Source organism: Arcobacter peruensis (assembly GCF_003711085.1).
Classification (GTDB): Bacteria; Campylobacterota; Campylobacteria; order Campylobacterales; family Arcobacteraceae; genus Poseidonibacter; species Poseidonibacter parvus.
The window spans coordinates 2473431-2495936 of record NZ_CP032363.1; the positions used below are offsets into that span (position 1 = coordinate 2473431).

18 protein-coding genes, 2 tRNA genes and 2 rRNA genes are annotated in these 22506 nt (G+C 30.8%); 19 read left to right on the forward strand and 3 right to left on the reverse strand.

Annotated features, from left to right (window positions below; all coding sequences use genetic code 11):
* The first annotated feature begins 7 nt into the window (after positions 1-7).
* From D3Z07_RS12215 to D3Z07_RS12270, 12 genes are read left to right on the forward strand one after another with little or no spacing between them, the layout of a single operon-like run.
* Complete coding sequence (locus tag D3Z07_RS12215; RefSeq protein WP_122894014.1) at positions 8-748, forward strand: hypothetical protein; 741 nt, start codon at positions 8-10, stop codon at positions 746-748.
* On the forward strand, positions 745-1398 hold the full coding sequence (cysC, locus tag D3Z07_RS12220; protein WP_122894015.1) for an adenylyl-sulfate kinase: 654 nt from the start codon (positions 745-747) through the stop codon (positions 1396-1398). Before D3Z07_RS12215 ends, cysC begins: the two co-directional genes overlap by 4 nt.
* Entirely contained in the window at positions 1376-2146 is a 771-nt protein-coding gene (cysQ, locus tag D3Z07_RS12225) for a 3'(2'),5'-bisphosphate nucleotidase CysQ (RefSeq protein WP_228200550.1), read from the forward strand. Before cysC ends, cysQ begins: the two co-directional genes overlap by 23 nt.
* Positions 2147-3355, forward strand: coding sequence for a glucose-6-phosphate isomerase (locus D3Z07_RS12230; RefSeq protein ID WP_122894017.1), 1209 nt, complete (start codon positions 2147-2149; stop codon positions 3353-3355). It begins immediately after the preceding gene.
* Positions 3352-4242, forward strand: coding sequence for a glucose-1-phosphate thymidylyltransferase RfbA (rfbA, locus tag D3Z07_RS12235; protein WP_122894018.1), 891 nt, complete (start codon positions 3352-3354; stop codon positions 4240-4242). Before D3Z07_RS12230 ends, rfbA begins: the two co-directional genes overlap by 4 nt.
* Positions 4239-4823, forward strand: coding sequence for a dTDP-4-dehydrorhamnose 3,5-epimerase (rfbC, locus tag D3Z07_RS12240; RefSeq protein WP_122894019.1), 585 nt, complete (start codon positions 4239-4241; stop codon positions 4821-4823). Before rfbA ends, rfbC begins: the two co-directional genes overlap by 4 nt.
* Complete coding sequence (gene rfbD, locus D3Z07_RS12245) at positions 4816-5706, forward strand: dTDP-4-dehydrorhamnose reductase (protein ID WP_122894020.1); 891 nt, start codon at positions 4816-4818, stop codon at positions 5704-5706. Before rfbC ends, rfbD begins: the two co-directional genes overlap by 8 nt.
* On the forward strand, positions 5707-6741 hold the full coding sequence (gene rfbB, locus D3Z07_RS12250; RefSeq protein WP_122894021.1) for a dTDP-glucose 4,6-dehydratase: 1035 nt from the start codon (positions 5707-5709) through the stop codon (positions 6739-6741).
* The gene (locus D3Z07_RS12255) at positions 6731-7564 is read left to right on the forward strand and encodes a glycosyltransferase (RefSeq protein ID WP_122894022.1); all 834 of its coding nucleotides are present in this window, start codon (positions 6731-6733) and stop codon (positions 7562-7564) included. The genes rfbB and D3Z07_RS12255 overlap by 11 nt, the downstream gene beginning before the upstream one ends.
* On the forward strand, positions 7554-8516 hold the full coding sequence (locus D3Z07_RS12260; RefSeq protein ID WP_122894023.1) for a glycosyltransferase family 2 protein: 963 nt from the start codon (positions 7554-7556) through the stop codon (positions 8514-8516). The genes D3Z07_RS12255 and D3Z07_RS12260 overlap by 11 nt, the downstream gene beginning before the upstream one ends.
* The gene (locus tag D3Z07_RS12265) at positions 8513-10525 is read left to right on the forward strand and encodes a capsular polysaccharide biosynthesis protein (RefSeq protein ID WP_228200551.1); all 2013 of its coding nucleotides are present in this window, start codon (positions 8513-8515) and stop codon (positions 10523-10525) included. Before D3Z07_RS12260 ends, D3Z07_RS12265 begins: the two co-directional genes overlap by 4 nt.
* The gene (locus D3Z07_RS12270; RefSeq protein WP_122894025.1) at positions 10526-11704 is read left to right on the forward strand and encodes a capsule biosynthesis protein; all 1179 of its coding nucleotides are present in this window, start codon (positions 10526-10528) and stop codon (positions 11702-11704) included.
* On the opposite strand, the gene D3Z07_RS12275 is transcribed toward D3Z07_RS12270, so the two are convergent.
* Genes D3Z07_RS12275 through D3Z07_RS12285 form a run of 3 tightly spaced genes read right to left on the reverse strand, consistent with a single transcriptional unit; the run spans position 11695 to position 14607 of the window.
* Positions 11695-12057 carry a hypothetical protein gene (locus tag D3Z07_RS12275; RefSeq protein WP_122894026.1) on the reverse strand — a complete coding sequence of 121 codons (363 nt, stop codon included), beginning with the start codon at positions 12055-12057 and terminating at the stop codon, positions 11695-11697. The two genes, D3Z07_RS12270 and D3Z07_RS12275, sit on opposite strands and share 10 nt — an antisense overlap.
* On the reverse strand, positions 12057-13442 hold the full coding sequence (locus D3Z07_RS12280; RefSeq protein ID WP_122894027.1) for a cytochrome P450: 1386 nt from the start codon (positions 13440-13442) through the stop codon (positions 12057-12059). Before D3Z07_RS12280 ends, D3Z07_RS12275 begins: the two co-directional genes overlap by 1 nt.
* Before the next feature lies 1 nt (position 13443).
* On the reverse strand, positions 13444-14607 hold the full coding sequence (locus tag D3Z07_RS12285) for a DUF829 domain-containing protein (RefSeq protein WP_122894028.1): 1164 nt from the start codon (positions 14605-14607) through the stop codon (positions 13444-13446).
* Positions 14608-14715: 108 nt separating this feature from the next.
* Between D3Z07_RS12285 and D3Z07_RS12290 the strand changes: the two genes are divergently transcribed.
* The 7 genes from D3Z07_RS12290 to D3Z07_RS12320 all read left to right on the forward strand — a co-directional run bounded on the left by D3Z07_RS12290 (position 14716) and on the right by D3Z07_RS12320 (position 22476).
* Positions 14716-15285: an anthranilate synthase component II gene (locus D3Z07_RS12290; RefSeq protein WP_122894029.1), complete on the forward strand. Its 570-nt coding sequence runs from the start codon at positions 14716-14718 to the stop codon at positions 15283-15285.
* Complete coding sequence (locus D3Z07_RS12295; RefSeq protein WP_122894030.1) at positions 15282-16472, forward strand: glycosyltransferase family 39 protein; 1191 nt, start codon at positions 15282-15284, stop codon at positions 16470-16472. The genes D3Z07_RS12290 and D3Z07_RS12295 overlap by 4 nt, the downstream gene beginning before the upstream one ends.
* A 5-nt stretch (positions 16473-16477) precedes the next feature.
* Positions 16478-17098, forward strand: a complete 621-nt coding sequence (locus tag D3Z07_RS12300; RefSeq protein ID WP_076088298.1) for a type II secretion system protein — start codon at positions 16478-16480, stop codon at positions 17096-17098.
* Positions 17099-17451: 353 nt separating this feature from the next.
* Positions 17452-18968, forward strand: a 16S ribosomal RNA gene (locus D3Z07_RS12305).
* 98 nt (positions 18969-19066) lie between these two features.
* Positions 19067-19143 (forward strand) — tRNA-Ile (locus D3Z07_RS12310).
* 41 nt (positions 19144-19184) lie between these two features.
* Positions 19185-19260, forward strand: a tRNA-Ala gene (locus D3Z07_RS12315).
* 300 nt (positions 19261-19560) lie between these two features.
* A 23S ribosomal RNA gene (locus tag D3Z07_RS12320) occupies positions 19561-22476 on the forward strand.
* Together the 16S and 23S rRNA genes with 2 tRNA genes alongside form the textbook arrangement of a ribosomal RNA operon.
* The last annotated feature ends 30 nt before the right edge of the window (positions 22477-22506 follow it).

Here is a 22506-nt window from a genome sequence, read left to right on the forward strand (position 1 = left end):
ATATAAAATGATTTATGATTTCTGGGAAAAATACCAAGAGCTTTTATCTTATGAACAATCACGTGCCTTTGATTATAGACTTGATAATGTATCTATGAAACTAAATGACTTTTTTCAAAGATTACTAATAAAAAATATTAAAAAAAGAAATATAAAGTTTTTTCTAGCAGGTTCTTGTATCAAATCTGATAGATTTAGAGATTTAGACATGATTTTTCCAGTAAGTGAAGATAGAGAATTAATAAATGATGCTTTAAATAAAGACTTTTTTGAATATGAAAATAACTCATATACCTATAGATATAAAAATGATATTTATCAGCTTGTTTTTAGAGAAAAATTCAAAGATGCAACTTTGGGTTATTTAGTAGATGGATTTGATTTTGATTCTACAAAAATTGCTTTTGAATGTAACTATGATACAAAAAAGAGATTATTCACTATTTTAAAATGTGATATAAGAATAGAGTTTATAAATTATATAAATACAAAAGTAAATAATCTAGAAAAAGTTAGTGTAAATCCTTTTGTGTCATTACAAAGAGCAATACACTTTTTAAAGCGTGGAGATGATGTACCTTACAATGTTTTTTTAGATATTTGTTCAGGAATAGCAGATATAAAAATAAAAGAAAATGAAGATGTAAAAAAACATTTTATAAGACTGCAAGGGAATCCAAATCAATTAGAAAATATAAAAGATGCAATTACGCATTATATAGATGATAAAAAGGATGAAATAAAGTGAGTAAAACATATATAAAAGATAGTCATGAAACAAATGAAGATATCGTTTGGCATTCACAAAATGTAACAAAGAAAAAAAGAGAAACACTACTAAACCAAAAACCATGTATCTTATGGTTTACAGGACTTTCAGGTTCTGGAAAGTCTACTGTAGCAAATGCAGTTGAAGTAGAACTTTTTAATCGTGGTGTAAAAACATATCTTTTAGATGGGGATAATGTAAGACATGGTCTTAATAAAGATTTGGGTTTTTCTGAAATTGATAGAATTGAAAATATTAGAAGAATTGGTGAAGTTTCAAATCTATTTGTAGATTCAGGACTTATTGTATTAACAGCTTTTATTTCACCTTTTAAATCAGATAGACAAATAGCAAAATCTTTAGTTAAATATGATGAGTTTATTGAAGTGTATGTAAATACTCCTCTTGAAGTTTGTGAAAGTAGAGATCCAAAAGGTTTATATCAAAAAGCAAGAAATGGTGATATCAAAAACTTTACAGGAATTGACTCTCCTTATGAAGCTCCAGTTGAACCACAAATAGAAATAAAAACAGATAAGAATAATATTCAACAATGTGCAGATATTGTAGTAAATTATTTAATAAAATATGGATATGTAAAAGGGAATGAAAACGATTATGCAATTTAAAGATATAAATATAGAAGATATTAAGAATATAGCTGTAAAAGCTGGTGATCTAATTATGGAAATTTATAATAAAGATTTTCAAATAGATTATAAAGATGATAAGTCACCACTTACAGAAGCAGATACAAAGTCAAATGAACTTATTTGTAATAAACTTCAAGAACTTTATCCAGATATTCCTCTTATGAGTGAAGAGAATAAACAAACAGATTATGAAATAAGAAAAGATTGGGAATACTACTTTTGTATAGATCCAATAGATGGAACAAAAGAGTTTATCAAAAAGAATGGTGAGTTTACTGTAAATATTGCACTAATCCATAAAAATACTCCTGTTCTTGGAGTTGTATACGCTCCTGCTTTAAATGATATGTATCATGCAAAACAAAATGAAGGTGCATTTAAAAATAATCAACCTTTACCTTTACAAACAAATAATAATCCAAAAGAGAAACTTTCAGTAGTAGCATCTAAATCTCACCTGTCAAGTGAGACACAAGAGTTTATTGATAATTTAGATACAAAAGAGATAGAACAAGTATCAAAAGGTTCAAGCTTAAAACTTTGTATGGTAGCAGAAGGAATAGCAGATATTTACCCACGACTAGCTCCAACAATGGAATGGGATACAGCAGCAGCTGATGCAGTTGTTAGATGTTCAGGAAAGATGACATATCAATTTGAAAATGATGAACCAATGCTTTACAATAAAGAGGATTTACTTAATCCTTGGTTTGTGGTGAAATAAATGTATTACGCAAAAAATTTTTACCAAATAAAATCAAACGAAGAGATCTTTTATAAAATATCAAGAGAAAAAGAGACTATAGGTTACTATAATCTTGCTTTTCAAGATACAAGTGAGTTTAAAGCTTATGCTAAAACTGTAACACAACAAGATATTGTAGTAGTTGGTATTGGTGGAAGTTCTTTGGGAACATATGCTATTCATAAGTTTTTACAACATAAAGAAAATATGAAAAAACTTCACTTCTTAGAATCTACTGATCCTTTGGATTTAGAGAGAAGAATAAGTAAAGTAGATCTTGATGATACACTTTTTATAATCATTTCTAAATCAGGAACTACAATAGAAACTGTAAGTATTTTAAAATATTTAAATAGTATTACTACGATAGATAAATCAAATACTATTTGTATTACTGAAAATGATAGTAAACTAAATGAATACGCACAAACAAATGATATGAAAACATTTGAAATTCCAAAAAATGTAGGTGGAAGATTTTCAGTATTTACAAGTGTTGGACTTGTACCTATGGCTATCATGGGATTAGATATTGATGAAATTTTAACAGGATGTAAAACTATTTATAATGACTACTTTGATAAAGGTGATTACTATCTTTCTATTATGGAAAAAGCTAGATTTATTGTAGAGAATAAAAATAGATTTAATATAAACGTAGTTTTCTCTTACTCTTCATTACTTGAAGGTTTTAATAAATGGTATGTTCAATTATGGGGTGAATCACTTGGTAAAAAGAATATCAACCTAACAAAACAAGGTCTAACTCCTGTAGCACTAACAGGTCCTATTGATCAACACTCATTCTTACAGCTAATAATGGAAGGTAAAAGAGATAAGACTGTTACTTTTATAAAAGTAGAAGACTTTGAAAATGAACTAACTATTCCAGATGTTACTCTTCCTGGATTAGAAGATATGGACTATATAAATAATATCAAGTTTAAAAACCTGATAAATGAACAAGCAGATGCAACAATAGAAGCTATTCATAATGTAAAAGATATTCCATGTGATGTAATAACAATAGAATCACAAGATGAATATAATATAGGAAAACTAATGTATTCGTATGAATTACTTACTTCAATAGTAGGATCTTTTGTACAAATCAATACTTATGATCAGCCAGGTGTAGAAGCTGGGAAGATTATACTTAAAAATAAACTAAAAAAGGAGCGTAAATGAAAGGAATAATACTAGCCGGAGGGAGTGGGACAAGGTTATATCCAATAACAAAGGGAGTTTCAAAACAATTAGTTCCAATCTATGATAAACCAATGGTGTATTATCCACTTTCAGTATTAATGCTTGCAGGGATTCAAGAAGTACTAATAATCTCAACGCCTCATGATTTACCAAGATTTGAAGAACTATTAGGTGATGGTAGTGATATTGGTATGAAATTTGAATATATAGTTCAACCAAGCCCAGATGGATTAGCACAAGCTTTTACTTTAGGTGAAAAATTCCTAGATGGTGATGATGCTTGTTTAGTTTTAGGTGATAATATCTTCTATGGTCATGGTATGACAAACCTTTTAGCTAACTCAATTAAAAATGCTAAAGATGAAAATAAAGCAACAGTGTTTGGATATAGAGTAAATGATCCAGAACGTTATGGTGTTGCAGGATTTGATGATAAAGGTAATGTAACTTCAATCGAAGAAAAACCAAATGAACCAAAATCAAACTACGCAGTAGTAGGACTTTACTTTTATCCTTCTGATGTAGTAGAAAAAGCAAAACAAGTTGTACCTTCTGATCGTGGTGAATTAGAAATAACAACACTAAATCAAGATTACCTAAAAGAAGAAAGATTAAAAGTTGAACTAATGGGAAGAGGATACGCTTGGCTTGATACTGGAACTCATGAATCTATGTTAGAAGCTTCAAACTTTATTCAAACTATTGAACATAGACAAGGACTTAAAGTAGCTTGTTTAGAAGAAATAGCTTATGAAATGGGTTATATCACAAAAGATAAACTTTTAGAATTAGCACAACCTCTTAAAAAGAATAACTATGGTCAATACCTAATTAAAAGAGCACATGAAGGAATAGTAGCACGATGAATTTTGTAAGAACTGATATTCCTGATGTAATTATTTGTGAACCAATAGTTCATGGAGATCATAGAGGATACTTTGTAGAAACATTTAGAGCAGATAAACTAGAAGAATTTCTAGGCTTTAAAATAAACTTTTGCCAAGATAATGAATCAAAATCAAGTAAAGGTGTTCTTCGAGGTCTTCACTATCAACTTCCTCCTTATGCACAAACAAAATTAGTTAGAGTTATTCAAGGATCTGTGCTAGATGTAGCAGTAGATATTAGAAAAAATTCTCCAACATTTGGAAAACATGTAGCTGTAGAATTATCAGCTGATAACAAAAGACAACTATTGATCCCGCGAGGATTTGCACATGGATTTGTAGTACTTGAAGATGATACAACATTTGCATATAAAGTAGATAATTACTATAGCCCAGAGTGTGATAGAGGAATAGCCTTTGATGATAAAGATTTAAATATTAACTGGCAATTAACTCATGATGAATTAAAACTGTCTGATAAAGATACGAAACAACCAAAACTGTTTTCTATAGAAGATGATAAAGAAATATTTGAATCAGGTGTGAATTATTATGAATAATAATACTAATCCTGAAACTTTAAATATTTTAGTAACAGGTTCAAACGGCCAACTAGGAAGTGAAATAAGAGAATTAGAAAAAGATTATTCTTATAACTTCTTCTTCACAACTAGAGAAAACCTAGATATCACAAATAAAGATGATATTAAAAACTTTTGTGAATCAAATAATATTAATACTATTATAAACTGCGCAGCATATACAGCAGTTGATATTGCAGAAGAAGATGTTGAAAATGCAGACCTAACAAATAGAAAAGCAGTTAAAAAGCTAGCACTAGTTTCAAAAGAGTTAAATATAAAACTAATTCATATCTCAACTGATTATGTATTTGATGGTAAAAACTTCAAACCATATTGCGAAGAATTTCAAACAAATCCAAACTCTATCTATGGTAAAACAAAACTTGATGGTGAAAAAGAGATGATAAATGTTAATCCATTAAACTCAATTATTATTAGAACATCATGGGTTTACTCAACATTTGGAAATAACTTCGTAAAAACAATGCTAAGACTTGGGAAAGAAAAAGATGAACTTGGAGTTATATTTGATCAAGTAGGAACACCTACTAATGCAGCTGATTTAGCAAAAACTATTTTAGATATCTTGCCAAATATTAAAAATGATAAAGTACAAATATATAATTACTCAAATGAAGGAGTACTATCTTGGTATGACTTTGCAAAAGAGATTATGAAAATGGCAAAGATTACTTGTACTATTAATCCAATAGAAACATACCAATACCCAACACCAGCAAAGCGACCACATTATTCTTTGCTAAATAAAGCAAAAATAAAAAATGAATTTAATATAACTATTCCATTTTGGAAAGATAGTTTAGATGATTGTTTACGAAAACTAGGAGAAAGAAAATAAATGAATATAGAAAATAAAACAATACTACTAACAGGAACAGCAGGATTTATAGGTTCAAACTTCGTGCCATACTTTTTAGATAAATATCCTGAATATAATTTAATTAATCTTGACCTTTTAACATACGCAGGAGATTTAGAAAACCTAAAAGAGTGTGAAAGCAATCCAAGATATAAATTTATTAAAGGTGATATTTGTAATAGAGACTTAGTAGAATTTATATTTACTGAATATGATATACAAGGTGTAATTCACTTTGCAGCAGAATCACATGTAGATAACTCTATTAAAAATCCAGGTGTGTTTATAAATACAAATGTAAATGGTACTTTTACTCTAATAGATGTTGCTTATAAATACTGGATGGATAAACCTTTTACTTATAAAGCTAATTACCAAGACTGTAGATTCCATCATATTTCAACAGATGAAGTATATGGAACGCTTACAGATGATCCAAAAGACTTGTTTACTGAAACTACTCCATATGCACCAAACTCTCCATACTCAGCTTCAAAAGCATCAAGTGATATGATAATAAGAGCATATAATGAAACATATGGAATGAATACAGTAATTACAAACTGTTCAAATAACTATGGACCAAAACAACATGATGAAAAACTAATACCTACAATTATTAGAAAAGCACTATCTAACCAAAAAATTCCAATTTATGGAGATGGTAAAAATATTAGAGATTGGTTGTATGTATTAGATCATTGTAAAGGTATAGATATAGTTTATCATACAGGAAAAACAGCAAATACCTATAATATTGGTGGAAGAAATGAAAGAACAAATCTTCAAATAGTAGATGCAATTTGTACTATTCTTGATACAAAAGTTCCATCAAAAACTCTAACTTCTTATAAAGAACTAATTACATTTGTAGAAGATAGAGCTGGACATGATAGAAGATATGCTATTGATGCTACAAAACTAGAAGATGAGCTTGGTTGGAAAGCTGATGAGAACTTTGATACTGGGATTGTGTTGACTGTTGATTGGTATTTAGGGAAGTATGAATCTTAAGCTTTGCGGCGTAGTAATACTATATAAACCAGATTATGAAGAAGTATTGAAAAATATTTCTTCATATCTTAATAGTTTAGAAAAACTATATGTTATAAATAATTCAAAAATAGATAATTCTTTTGTATCTAAACTAAATAAATTTGATAAAATACAACTTATAAATCCAGATTCAAATATAGGTATTTCTAAAGCATTAAACTTAGCATTAAATATCTCAAATAAAGATGGTTTCTCTTGGCTTCTTACAATGGATCAAGATACATCTTTTTTTAATAATAGTTTTGATACTTTCCTAGAATCATTTAAAGAAATCGATAAAAAATCATTGATTATTTATTCTCCTATTCATAATAAAAAGTTTCTTTCAAAAGAAAAAAGTACACATATAGAAAAAGATTTTGTTATGACATCAGGTAATATTTTAAATATTGCATTTGCAAAAGAAATAGGTGGTTTTGAAGAAAAATTCTTTATTGATGAAGTTGACCATGAATTTTGCTTCAAGGCTATAAAGAATAAATATAAGATTCTTCAAAATATGAATATTTCAGTAGATCATGAACTTGGCGAAAAGATAAATAGTTTTACGATTTATAAACCTTTTAGATTGTATTATATGATACGTAATTATCTTTATTTTAGAAAAACCTATTTTTCTGCTCATGAAGCATTTTTCAAAAAAAGAGATAAATATTTATTAAAGTTTTTTTCAAGACATATTCTTTTTTCTAAAGAAAGAATAACTTGTATAAAAATGCTTTTTTTAGGTTTTACTGATTATAAAAATAAAAAATTTGGGAAGTTAAATAATGACTACTAATCCATTGGTTTCAATTGCTATGGCTACTTATAATGGAGAGAAATACTTAAAAAAACAATTAGATTCTATTTTAAACCAATCTTATAAAAATATTGAAATAATAATATGTGATGATTTATCAACTGATAATACAGTGAAAATAATAAAAGAATATATGAAAAAAAATAGTTTTATTAAATTAACTATTAATAATAAGAATTTAGGATATGCAAAGAATTTTGAACAAGCAATTAGTCATTGTAATGGAGAATTTATAGCACTATGTGATCAAGATGATATCTGGAACCTAAATAAAATAGATTTACAGCTAAATGCAGCCTTAAGTTTGTCAAATGAATTCCAAAATTTTCCAATTATGATTCATTCTGATTTAGAAATGATAGATGATAATGACAAAATCATAAATTACTCTTATTTTGATTTTAGAAAATATAAACTTAAAAAAGAAAAAGATTTAGGACATATTTTAGGTCCATGTGGAGTTATGGGTAATACACTTTTTTTTAATAAAAAATTAAAAGAAAAAATTTTACCTTTCCCTGTTGATATAGAAAATCATGATTATTGGATATCTACTATTAATGAATTATTTGGGAAAAGAGTTACTTTGGATGAAAAACTAACTAAGTATAGAATTCACTTTTCAAATTGTAGTAATAGTATAAACAAAATTAACAAGTCAAATAAAACTATTTTACTAATAAAACAAATCTTAAAAAGAGAATTTTATTTACCCTATATGAAAACTAAAAGAATAAAAGTTATTGAGCATATTAAATTAAATTATAAACTTGACACAAAAGATTTATTGATTTTAGATAAATTTACAGAATATTTGTCTCCCGAAACTTCTAAATTAAAAAAAATATACAATGCACTTAAATATTCTTTTTTTAAAAGGGATATACTGTACAGGATTATATTTTCATTAGGGATATTAATAAGAAAATGAAATTAAACAAAAACTATTATTTATATAATATTGTGCAAATATTCAAAGAAAGAAACTTTGAAGGTTGGGGAAGAAAAAGAACAGGTAATTTTGCAATTTTCTGTAAAAAAATATTTAATGGAGAAATAAAACTCTTAGAAGATGGTTTTATTAAATCCTCTATTTCAGGTAAGAGTAAACATATATTCTCTTTTGTCGAAGATAAAAAAGGTATTTACTATGATGCTACAAAAGAAAGTGATTTAGAAAATATACTAAATACTTATGATTTTAGTCAAGATGAGCTTTTGTTAAAACAGTCAAAAGAAGCCATATCTTTAATTAAAGAGTTTAATATATCTAAATATAATCATTCTTCTGATATCAAAAAAGATTATTTCAAATCAAATGAAAAAAAAATACTAGTAATTGCACAGACATTTGATGATAAATCTTTAAAATATGGATTAACAGAAGAATTTTCTACTAATGAGATTATAAATACTGCAATCATTGAGAATCCAGACTGTACAATTTACATTAAAATTCATCCAGATGTTATACTTAAAAATAAAAAATCTGATATTAATATCAATGATATTGATAAAAGATGTAAAATCATATCAGAAGATATAAATTCAATATCATTGCTTAAACATTTTGATAAGGTTTATACTAAAACATCACAAATGGGTTTTGAAGCTGTGTTGCTAGGATCTACTTGTGTATGTTTTGGAATGCCTTTTTATGCAGGATGGGGAATTACTGATGATAGAGTTAAATGTTTAAGAAGAAAGAAAAAACTAACAAAAGAAGAAGTTTTTGCAGCTTCATATATTTTATATACAAAATATTATAATCCATATACTAAAAGTCAGAGTGATATTATTGATACTATAAAATCTATTGTAAGATTTAAGGAGTTAGAAAATAAAATTGACCAAAAAATATTTTTATTTGGTTTTTCTAGATGGAAACATAACTTCGTAAAAGCTTTTTTAAAAGAATATAAAGAAGAAAATATAATATATATAAATCCAGTTAAAAGTACACATCTTGAATTAGCTTTAAAAAAAGGTCTAGATAAAACAAGTGGGATTTTTATTTGGGGGAAAAAAGACTTTTCCAAAATTGAAACTTTTGCAATTAAAAACAATATAAAAATTACTAGAGTTGAAGATGGATTTATACGTTCTGTAGGCTTAGGTTCAGATTTAACTAGACCTTACTCTTTAGTCATTGATAAAGAAGGAATTTATTTTGACCCTACAACATCAAGTTCTTTAGAAACTTTACTTAATACTTACGATTTTAAAGCAGATACCAAGTTAATTGAAGAAAGTATAATTTTACGTAAAAAAATATTAGAATCAAAAATATCTAAATACAATACTTCAAATCATAAAAACCTAGATTTACCAAAAGATAAAATAAAAATACTAGTATCAGGGCAAGTTGAAGATGATGCTTCAATTAAATTTGCTGCAGATAATATGACAAATCTAGAACTATTAAAACAAGTGAAAAAAAGCAATGATGATGCTTATATTATATATAAACCCCATCCTGATGTACTTAGTGGGAATAGAATAGGAAATGTAGAAGAAAAAGTAGCTTTAGAATATTGTGATGAAGTAATAAGTGATATAAGTATGTCTTCTATTTTAATATCAATTGATGAAGTGCATACAATGACATCTTTAACAGGTTTTGAGGGTTTACTTTATGGAAAGAAAGTTGTTACTTATGGCTTACCTTTTTATGCGGGCTGGGGATTAACATTTGATAAAAGAAAATGTGATAGACGAAATAGGAATTTAACTTTAGATGAGTTATGTGCAACAGTATTAATCTTATATCCAAGATATATTGATCCTAGAACGTTAGAATATTGTTCTCCTATTGTATTACTTAATGAATTAGAAAAAGAAAAAGAAAAGATAAATAACTCTATAATATATAAATTAAAAATTAAAATATTTACTTATATTAGTAGATCAAGTCAAAAAATAATAAGTTTGGTGAAATAAGTGCAGATAAATAAAATAATAGGAGAAGTAAAAGATAAGAATATTCTTTTACTTCAAGGTCCTATGGGAAGTTATTTTAATACCCTAGATAAAAGATTTTCTAACGATGGTGCAAATACTTATCGTATTGGTTTTAATGCAGGAGATGAATATTTTGCACAAGCAAATCACTATACTGGATATAAAGACGTTAAAGAGAATTGGAATAATTTCATTTATGAATATTTTATAAAGTATAAAATAAATAAACTTTTTGTTTTTGGAGATTGTAGGTTTTATCAAAGTACCGCAATAAAAGTTGCAAAAGAAAACAATATTGAGATATATGTATTTGAAGAAGGATATATTAGACCTAATTTTATCACATTAGAAAAACATGGAGTAAATGCAAATAGTATTCAGCCAAAAAATAGAGAATTTTATGATAATTTAGATCTTAAAGAATTTCCTCTTCACGCTGAAAAAAAGTTTCCTTCCACATTTAATAAAATGGCACGAGAAGCTATAACATATTATTGGATAGCTAATCTTTTAAGTAATAAGTATCCTTATTATGAACATCACAGATGTTTTTCATTATGGAAGGAGTATAAAGCAGGTTGCTTAAATATATTTAGAAAATATAAATATAAAGTTACAGAAAGAGGGTTCAATGATAAATTTAAAACAACTCTTTCAAAAATGTATTATCTAGTGCCTCTTCAAACACATGGAGATTTCCAAATTCTTGAACATTCTTCTTATCGTTCAATAGAGGAATTTATAAAAGAAGTCTTAACATCTTTTTCCAAAAATGCACAAAAAGATAAGTTTATTGTTTTTAAACATCATCCTGTAGATAGAGGAAGAAAGAATCATGCTAAGTATATTAAAAATATTGCTTACAATTTAGGAATAAAAGATAGAGTTATTATTACTTGGGATGTTCATCTTCCAACATGTTTAAAAAATGCAATTGGAACTATTATAATAAATAGCACCGTGGGTTTATCTTCTTTATATCATAAAACACCAACTATTTGTTTAGGTGATGCAATATATGATATTGAAGGTCTAACAACTATTTCTTCAATTGATCAGTTTTGGGAAAATTATACTGAAGTTGATGTTGAATTATTTAAAAAATACAGAAGGTATTTAATTAATACTACACAAGTAAATAGTAATTTTTATTTATGATTTTTATTTTTACCTATGGTTTGTTCATTTAGTTTTCGTGCTAAAATAAAATCTATAACAGGTTGTTCTCTTCTGTTTGAACGTTCACAATGATCTTTTTGGAACTTATTCGTAACATTTATAATGATCTTTGCCCATTTTTTATCTTTTTCTCTCCAAGCATGAGAAGATAGTGATTCCCATGCATAGCCATTAAAAAGTGTTGCATTTACAAAGTGATCAAGTGCACGAACACCTTGTCTTACTCGTGATACCTTTCCAAAAGTTCCTACAATGACTATAAAAAGATAACTAATAACTGCGAGAGGGACTATGGCACAAAGTAGAATAGTCCCTGCTAATTTTTCTTTCATTATTTATTATCTTCTCTTTTTGTTAAAATTATATTCATACCATTTGCAGATCGTACTGTTAAACGTCCTACAACATCAGGAACAAATCCCTCTTCAAGTTCTAACTTATAGTTTTTAAGAATTGAAGAAAGTATTAGTATAGATTCTTGCATAGCAAAACCTTGTCCAATACAAACTCTCTCACCCATACCAAAAGGAAGATAAGTGTCTTTTTTAATCTCTTTACCTTTTTCGTATCTTGTTGGATCAAAATCATTTGGATTATCCCAATACTCTTCATGTCTATGAATAAGCCAAGGAGCTACAACAATAGCAGCACCTCTTTTAATATCTTTACTTCTCATTACAATATGCTCTCGTTTTGATTCTCTTGCGTAAAACCCAACAGGAGGATAAAGTCGTAATGATTCTTTAAATATATTTGTAAGGTATTTCATTTTTCTAATATGTTGTATTGTAATCTCTTCATCACCAATTATATCTTGCACTTCTTTATATGCAAGTTCTTGCTCTTCTTGGAACATACTAAGTAAATATAAAGTCCAAGTAAGAGAACTCGCAGTTGTCTCATGTCCTGCTAAAAACAACATAGCAACTTGATCTAAAATTTCTTCAAAAGAAAATCTTTTATTTGTATCACAATCAACTACTTGTAATAGTGTAGATAAAATATCTTCTTCTTTAATCTCTTCATTATTTGTAATAGCATCATATCTAGGTCTTATGATATTTGCAAGAACTGTTCTTATTTCTTCTCCTGCTGCTAATCTTCTTTTTTCACCTAAAAAGTACGAAATCCATCTAGGAAAACAAAACATCTTCCTCATAGCTGCACGCGCAGTTTCTTCTTGAAAAGTAATAAATGCATTAATTACTTTTTTACCTTCTTCTCTATCTAAACGCTCAGACATAATAGTTCTAAAGATAACATCAGCTGTAGTATAAGTCATCTCTTCATCTACTTCAACAACTGAGCCGTTTTTATTTTTATCCAAATGCTCTATTAAATCATTTGCTGCATTTTTCATATGATCAAAAACTCTAGAAATTCTTGTCATCTCAAAAGATGGCTTAATCAAATCTCTTTGCTTTTCCCACTCTTTATCGTTTGTCGTAAAAATACTATTACCTAATAAAGGATTTAATAGTTCATGAAGTAGTTCACTTTTAGGAAACTCTCTTACTTCATCAACCATAATTCTTCGTACTTCCTTAGGATCATTTACAACATGCAAATCAAGTCCTGGCATTTTAACTCTACCCATCTTCATTTTATAACTTTTCTCATATAAGCCATCAAGCCATGATCTTCGTTTTAGAAATAGAGTAGTAAAAAGCGAAGCTTTATTTTTATGTGGTTTTGGGTGAAAAGGACATTGTGCCATTTTAGTTTTCCTTTTTGTAGTTTTGTATTCGGTATTCAAGTGCTTTATTCCCAGCAGTTATATCAAAATAGTCATAATTACCTGATAAATCAGTAGCTGTTAGATATAAAAAGTGAGCTTTATATTTCTCTTTTTTGATTTTTTTATAATTCTCTTTTGTAAAGAGTTTAAAAAATCTTGTAGATTGTAAAATAGGTCCACAATCTTTTTCTCTTTTTATTCCAGAAGATACAATTGGATCAACCATAGGGAAACAAGCTCCATCAATAGTAGCTGTATAATCAAGCCAAGTGAAGTTTTTTGTTTTTCCTAAAAGCGCAAGATCTTTTCTGAACTCAAAAAAATTCTTTTGATAACATACAAGGGGTAAACAATTTCCTAAAGTTAAAAGTTTAAAGTTTGAATAATCTATATTTTCTTTTATACATTTTCTAATAACATTACTTGTAATTCTAATAGCAAGAATAGTTCCAACACTATGAGTCGATAAGATAAATTCTTTTTCATTATTTGTATTATTTTTGATTTTTTTAAAAATATGATTAGAAAATAGTTCTATTCTTTCATCAATATTTTTTATCTTTTTCTCAGAAAATCTTGCACAAAAAGCATAAATTCTTGATAGCCAAAAAACAGCGACTTTATCACCAACTTTTTCTATGAGTTTAATACCTAAAAGAAAAAGAGCCGAAGCTAAAATTACGGATATCAGATTATTGATATACTCACTAAAAATTTCATAACTATAAAATGATAAATAAGCAGTAATAAATATTGTAATAAATAAATAAACCAAAGGATACGAACCCGCTATAATCTGTCGTGGTGATTCTTTTGCAACTTTTGTATATATTCCTGTAAGCATATACATCTTTATAAAATAAAGAGTATCCAAAAAGTTTTTCAAAAAACCTTCAGCCCAAGTTTGTTTTACAATATCATTCCAAGAAAAAAAGTTGTATGTAGTATGTGTATTTTTATCTGTAGTTATTTCACATGAAGAAATATAATCATTTATTATTTTTGTTTTTGATAGTTTTATATTTAAATTATTTATTTTATTTTGCTTTTTGGCATTTTTCTTATATAAAGAATAATAGTATCTATAACCTCTAGGGTCATATCCTGCTATATAAAAAACTTCTCTTTCTTGTATTTCTTTCATTTATAACTTTAATTAATAATTTATTAATATTATATAAAAAATTACCCAAAAGTTTTATGTAAAACCTAAAGTAAATAAGATATAATCTCGTAATAAGGATAAAATAAAATGATTTTAATGATTGATAACTACGATTCATTTACATACAATATTGTTCAATACTGCTTAGAATTAGGAGCAGACTTAAAAGTTATAAGAAATGATGAGTTAAGTATAGAAGAAATAGAAAAATTAAATCCAGAAAAGATTATAATCTCTCCTGGACCAGCAACACCCAATGATGCTGGAGTTTGCTTAGATGTGATAAAACATTTTTCTAACAAAATACCAATATTTGGAATTTGCTTAGGTCATCAAAGTATCGCACAAGTATTTGGTGCTGAGGTGATTCGTGCAAAAAATATGATGCATGGAAAAACTTCAAAAGTAAAAGTTTTAAAAGATACTGTTATTTTTAAAGATTTACCAAATGAATTTATAGAAACAAGGTATCATTCACTAACAGTGAACAAAGATAATTTACCGGATGTTGTAATTCCTACATCAATGAGTCTTGATGATGATGAAATCATGTCATTAGAAATAAAAGACAAACAAATATATGGAGTACAATTTCATCCAGAATCAATTATGAGTGAACATGGATATGAAATGATAGATAACTTTTTAAAATTATGATGAATACAAACAGATACAACTACTACTTTTATTTATTACTATCAATATTAGTGCTTGTACTGCTGTTTGTTTCTAACACTCTTAGTATTTCATACAAAGAAGCTTTAAATGTATTTGTAAATAACTCAGTATTAACTTATGTTACAAATACATCACTTTATATTTTTGGGCAAAATGATATAGCCTTACGTCTACCCTTTATACTCTTTTATATTTTAAGTGTTTTAATGATGTATAAAATTACAGAAAATTACTTTAATAAAGAAAGTGATAGATTTATATCTATTTGTATTTTTATGCTTTTACCCGGAGTTTTAAGTGCTTCTTTATTAGTAAATAGTGCAATTATTGTAACTTTCCTTACTTTACTATATTTGTATTATTATAAAATCACAAATAAACATTCCTATGTTCTTTTGTGTTTATTTGTCTTTATTGATAATTCTTTTGCTATATTATTTTTAGCACTATTTTTTTATTCATTAAAAGATAAAAAAAGTTTATTACCTTGGATTTCATTAATTCTTTTTTCTTTATCAATGTATATTTATGGTTTTTCAACAATAGGAAAACCAAGAGGTTTCTTTCTTGACACGTTTGCAATTTATGCATCGATTTTTTCTCCACTACTTTTTTTATACTTCTTTTATAGTATTTATAGAATTGGTTTTAAAGAAAAAGAAAAATCATTAACATGGTATATTTCTACTACTGCATTAATTTTATCTTTCTTATTTTCTTTTAGACAAAGAGTGTATATTGAAGATTTTGCACCTTACGTTGTAATATCCCTACCTTTTATGTTAAAGATATTTTTCCATTCATATAGAGTAAGATTGAAAGAATTTAGAAAAAAACATAATATTGCCGTGGTGCTAGTTCTATTTATGCTTTTTATAAATGTATTTTTTACAATTGTAAATAAACCTTTATACTTAGTGCTTCCAAATGCAAAAAAACATTTTGTTTACAAATACCATTTTATAAAAGAATTAGCAGAAGAACTCAAACGAAATAATATCGATATGATTTCTAGTAATGATGAGCAATTACTATTAAGATTGAAATTTTATGGAATAAATGAAGGGACAAAACATTATATTAGCTTAGATGAATTTGATTCATATAAATTAAAAATGACTGTAAGTTACTATAATAAAGATCTTTATAAAGTTTATATTAAATAAATTAAATGAAAAAATCTTTTACTCTTTTAGAACTAGTGTTAATAATTTCTCTATTAGGCTTTTTATATACAGCTTTTATACCAAAAACTAAAATTAGTAATATAGATGAATTGGCAAATAGACTTGTATTGTATTTAAAACAAACAAGATACCAATCTATGATAAATGACAAATTTGATAATAACAATAATCTCTGGCACAAAAAAAGATGGACTTTGAAGTTTTTTAGATGTCGAGAAAGTGTAGGCGGAATTTACTATTCAATTTATAGTGATAAAAACAATTCAGGTCATCCAAGTATTGAAGATAGTTTAAAAGATAGTCTTACTTTAAAAAATATATATAGTACAAATCATTGTAAAGAAAATATTAAAAATAGTAAATACGTATTAATCACACAAAATTTTAATATCAAGTCTGTAAATGTTTCATGTAATGAAACAAGTTCTCTAGGACAATTATCTTTTGCAAGTGATGGTAAAATATATTCAAAACTAAGTAATATCTCAAATGATTCAAATTCATATGAAATCATGAATAACTGTAAGATAGAATTAGTAGATAATTTAGATCAAAAAAGAACTATAAATCTAGAAAGTAAAACAGGATATATCTATAAAGAATAAAACCCAAAAAAACACAAATCTAAAAATTTAAACAGAATTTAAGTTATACCTCTTGACAAAGCATAAAAAATTCTCTATAATTCCCGTCCAATTTAAGTAGAGCGCAAGCGACACATAAACGGATGATCTTTAACAATGTAATGAAGTTTGTAAAGTAATCTTTATAAACTGAATATAATACTCTAATATATAATCTAAAAGAAATAGATTTAAAAAAAATAAAAAAATTATAACAAGAATTAATTCTTGTCTATAAATTTGAGTGATAATTTTGTATAACAATACAAATTTGTCAGTATCAAACTAGACGCGTTTATAAAACTTGACATTAAGTCAACTTTGTATCGCACTTCTTTATGGAGAGTTTGATCCTGGCTCAGAGTGAACGCTGGCGGCGTGCTTAACACATGCAAGTCGAACGAGAACGGATTAAAGCTTGCTTTAATTGTCAGCTAAGTGGCGCACGGGTGAGTAATATATAGGTAACGTGCCTTCAAGAAGGGGATAACAATTGGAAACGATTGCTAATACCCTATATGCCTTTAAGTCTTAAGACTGCAAGGGAAATATTTATAGCTTGAAGATCGGCCTGTACAGTATCAGTTAGTTGGTGAGGTAATGGCTCACCAAGACAATGACGCTTAACTGGTTTGAGAGGATGATCAGTCACACTGGAACTGAGACACGGTCCAGACTCCTACGGGAGGCAGCAGTGGGGAATATTGCACAATGGACGAAAGTCTGATGCAGCAACGCCGCGTGGAGGATGACACATTTCGGTGCGTAAACTCCTTTTATATAGGAAGATAATGACGGTACTATATGAATAAGCACCGGCTAACTCCGTGCCAGCAGCCGCGGTAATACGGAGGGTGCAAGCGTTACTCGGAATCACTGGGCGTAAAGAGAATGTAGGCGGATAGAAAAGTCAGAAGTGAAATCCAATAGCTCAACTATTGAACTGCTTTTGAAACTTTCTATCTAGAATATGGGAGAGGTAGATGGAATTTCTGGTGTAGGGGTAAAATCCGTAGAGATCAGAAGGAATACCGATTGCGAAGGCGATCTACTGGAACATTATTGACGCTGAGATTCGAAAGCGTGGGGAGCAAACAGGATTAGATACCCTGGTAGTCCACGCCCTAAACGATGCACACTAGTTGTTGTGAGGCTAGACCTTGCAGTAATGCAGTTAACACATTAAGTGTGCCGCCTGGGGAGTACGGTCGCAAGATTAAAACTCAAAGGAATAGACGGGGACCCGCACAAGCGGTGGAGCATGTGGTTTAATTCGACGATACGCGAAGAACCTTACCTGGACTTGACATAGATAGAATATAACAGAGATGTAATAGTGCTAGCTTGCTAGAACTATCATACAGGTGCTGCACGGCTGTCGTCAGCTCGTGTCGTGAGATGTTGGGTTAAGTCCCGCAACGAGCGCAACCCTCGTCATTAGTTGCTAACAGTTCGGCTGAGAACTCTAATGAGACTGCCTGGGTAACCAGGAGGAAGGTGAGGACGACGTCAAGTCATCATGGCCCTTACGTCCAGGGCTACACACGTGCTACAATGGGGTATACAAAGAGCAGCAATACCGCGAGGTGGAGCAAATCTCAAAAATATCTCCCAGTTCGGATAGCAGTCTGCAACTCGACTGCTTGAAGTTGGAATCGCTAGTAATCGTAGATCAGCAATGCTACGGTGAATACGTTCCCGGGTCTTGTACTCACCGCCCGTCACACCATGGGAATTGAACTCATTCGAAGCGGGAATGCTAAAGTAGCTACCCTCCACAGTGGATTCAGTAACTGGGGTGAAGTCGTAACAAGGTAACCGTAGGAGAACCTGCGGTTGGATCACCTCCTTTCAGAGATATGAACTTAGATTCGTTTCTAAGTTCGTCAAGAAAAACAATAAAGAGTATTATGTTCGGTTTATAAAGATTATTTATTTAATAGGTAATAGGGGCCTATAGCTCAGCTGGCTAGAGCGCTCGACTGATAATCGTGAGGTCCCAGGTTCAAGTCCTGGTAGGCCCACCATTCTTAAATAATCTATAACTTAATAATTAATATACTACGATGGGGAATTAGCTCAGCTGGGAGAGCGCCTGCCTTGCACGTAGGAGGTCAGCGGTTCGATCCCGCTATTCTCCACCATCATATAAACCAAATTACACTGATAAAAGTTTAGTTGCTAAACTAAATATAAGTACTTATTAAAAGTATTTATATTTGGTTTTATACCAAAATGATATTTAAAAATATAATGTTAAAGTCTTTTAATTTTTTCATTAATTAATACTAATTTATTAGTAAAGATTAATAAACAATTTTAAAAACTATCTAAGAAATTAGATAGAACACAATTTATTATTTTATGAAATATGCATTAAAGTATGTTTAATAAGATAGTAGCCAAAGAATAATTATCAAATGCGACAGATTAAATTCTGTTTATTATAAGCTATTAAGGGCTAATGGTGGATGCCTAGACTGTAAGAGGCGATGAAGGACGTACTAGACTGCGAAAAGCTACGGGGAACTGTCAAGAAGTTTTGATCCGTAGATATCCGAATGGGACAACCCAGCTAATAGAGATATTAGTTACACGAAAGTGGGCAAACCTGGTGAAGTGAAACATCTCAGTAACCAGAGGAAGAGAAATCAAAAGAGATTCCCAAAGTAGCGGCGAGCGAAATGGGATTAGGACAAACCCTATGCTTGCATAGGGGGTTGTAGGACCAAGATGTGAGACTAGAGAATATAGATGAATAACCTGGAAAGGTTAAGCGTAGAAGGTGATACTCCTGTAATCGAAATGTTCAATAGCTCTATTGGTATCCTGAGTAGGACGGAACACGTGATATTTTGTCTGAATCTAGGGGGACCACCCTCTAATCCTAAATACTACTTACAGATCGATAGTGAACAAGTACCGTGAGGGAAAGGTGAAAAGTACTCCAGCGAGGAGAGTGAAATAGAACCTGAAACCATTAGCTTACAATCATTCGGAGCCCTATGATTTATCAGGGTGACGGACTGCCTTTTGCATAATGAGCCTGCGAGTTGTGGTGTCTGGCAAGGTTAAGCCAAGTGCGAAGCCGTAGCGAAAGCGAGTCTTAATAGGGCGACTTAGTCAGATGCTGCAGACCCGAAACGAAGTGATCTATCCATGAGCAGGTTGAAGCTGGTGTAAGAGCCAGTGGAGGACCGAACCGGTGTGCGTTGAAAAGTGCTCGGATGACTTGTGGATAGGGGTGAAAGGCCAATCAAACTTCGTGATAGCTGGTTCTCTCCGAAATATATTTAGGTATAGCCTTGCGTAGTAGCATATAGGGGTAGAGCACTGAATGGGCTAGGGCTGCTTACCGCGGTACCAAACCCTATCAAACTATGAATACTATATGTGTAATCGCAGGAGTCAGGCGTAGGGTGATAAAATCCTATGTCGAGAGGGGAACAACCCAGACTAACAGCTAAGGTCCCAAAGTCATATCTAAGTGGAAAACGATGTGGAGTTACTGTGACAACCAGGAGGTTGGCTTAGAAGCAGCCATCCTTTAAAGAAAGCGTAACAGCTCACTGGTCTAGTGATTCTGCGCGGAAAATATAACGGGGCTAAGATATGCACCGAAGCTTTAGATTCAATATTTTATATTGAGTGGTAGGAGAGCGTTCTATTCAGCGTTGAAGATGTACCGGTAAGGAGCGTTGGAGCGGATAGAAGTGAGCATGCAGGCATGAGTAGCGATAATTGAGGTGAGAATCCTCAACGCCGAAAACCCAAGGTTTCCTACGCGATGCTCGTCATCGTAGGGTTAGTCGGGTCCTAAGTCGAGTCCGAAAGGGGTAGACGATGGCAAATTGATTAATATTTCAATACCAACAAACAAGCGTGATGTGGGGACGCATAGAGTTAATCGAGCTCACTGATGGAATAGTGGGTCGAAGGACGTAGGTCGTAATTTAGGCAAATCCGGATTACATGAGACCGAGATCTTACAGGCTCCTGACACTCTTCGGAGGAGATGGAGAATCGATGATACTGTCGTGCCAAGAAAAGCCACTAAGCATATTGTTTGTTGCCCGTACCGTAAACCGACACAGGTGGGTGGGATGAGTATTCTAAGGCGCGTGGAAGAACCCTGGTTAAGGAACTCTGCAAACTAGCACCGTATCTTCGGTATAAGGTGTGCCTACTTTGGTATAGGAATTTACTTCCGAAAGCTAGAGAGGTTGCAACAAAGAGTCCCTCCCGACTGTTTACCAAAAACACAGCACTTTGCTAACTCGTAAGAGGATGTATAAGGTGTGACGCCTGCCCGGTGCTCGAAGGTTAACTGATGATGTTAGATTTATCGAAGCATTTGATTGAAGCCCGAGTAAACGGCGGCCGTAACTATAACGGTCCTAAGGTAGCGAAATTCCTTGTCGGTTAAATACCGACCTGCATGAATGGCGTAACGAGATGGGAGCTGTCTCAACCAGGGATCCAGTGAAATTGTAGTGGAGGTGAAAATTCCTCCTACCCGCGGAAAGACGGAAAGACCCCGTGCACCTTTACTACAGCTTGACACTGTAGCTTGGATATTCATGTGCAGGATAGGTGGGAGGCTATGAAACTAGGATGCCAATTCTAGTGGAGCCATCCTTGAGATACCACCCTTGAATATTTGAGTTACTAACTGGGACGAGTTATCCTCGTTCAGGACAATGTCTGGTGGGTAGTTTGACTGGGGCGGTCGCCTCCTAAAAAGTAACGGAGGCTTACAAAGGTTAGTTCATGGCGGATGGAAATCGCCAGTTGAGTATAATGGCATAAACTAGCTTGACTGTGAGACATACAAGTCGAACAGAGACGAAAGTCGGTCATAGTGATCCGGTGGTTCTGTGTGGAAGGGCCATCGCTCAAAGGATAAAAGGTACGCCGGGGATAACAGGCTGATCTCCCCCAAGAGCTCACATCGACGGGGAGGTTTGGCACCTCGATGTCGGCTCATCGCATCCTGGGGCTGAAGCAGGTCCCAAGGGTATGGCTGTTCGCCATTTAAAGCGGTACGCGAGCTGGGTTCAGAACGTCGTGAGACAGTTCGGTCCCTATCTTCCGTGGGCGTAGGAAAGTTGAGGAGATTTGTCCCTAGTACGAGAGGACCGGGATGAACGTACCACTAGTGTACCAATTGTTCTGCCAAGAGCATCGTTGGGTAGCTACGTACGGATGAGATAAGCGCTGAAAGCATCTAAGCACGAAGCCAACTCCAAGATTAACTTTCCCTGAAGATCCCAGCAAGACTAGCTGGTTGATAGGCTAGATGTGTAAGCGTTGTAAGACGTTTAGCTGACTAGTACTAATAGATCGTTTGGCTTATTTATAATTCAAATTTAGTATTCTTTGGTTTACTA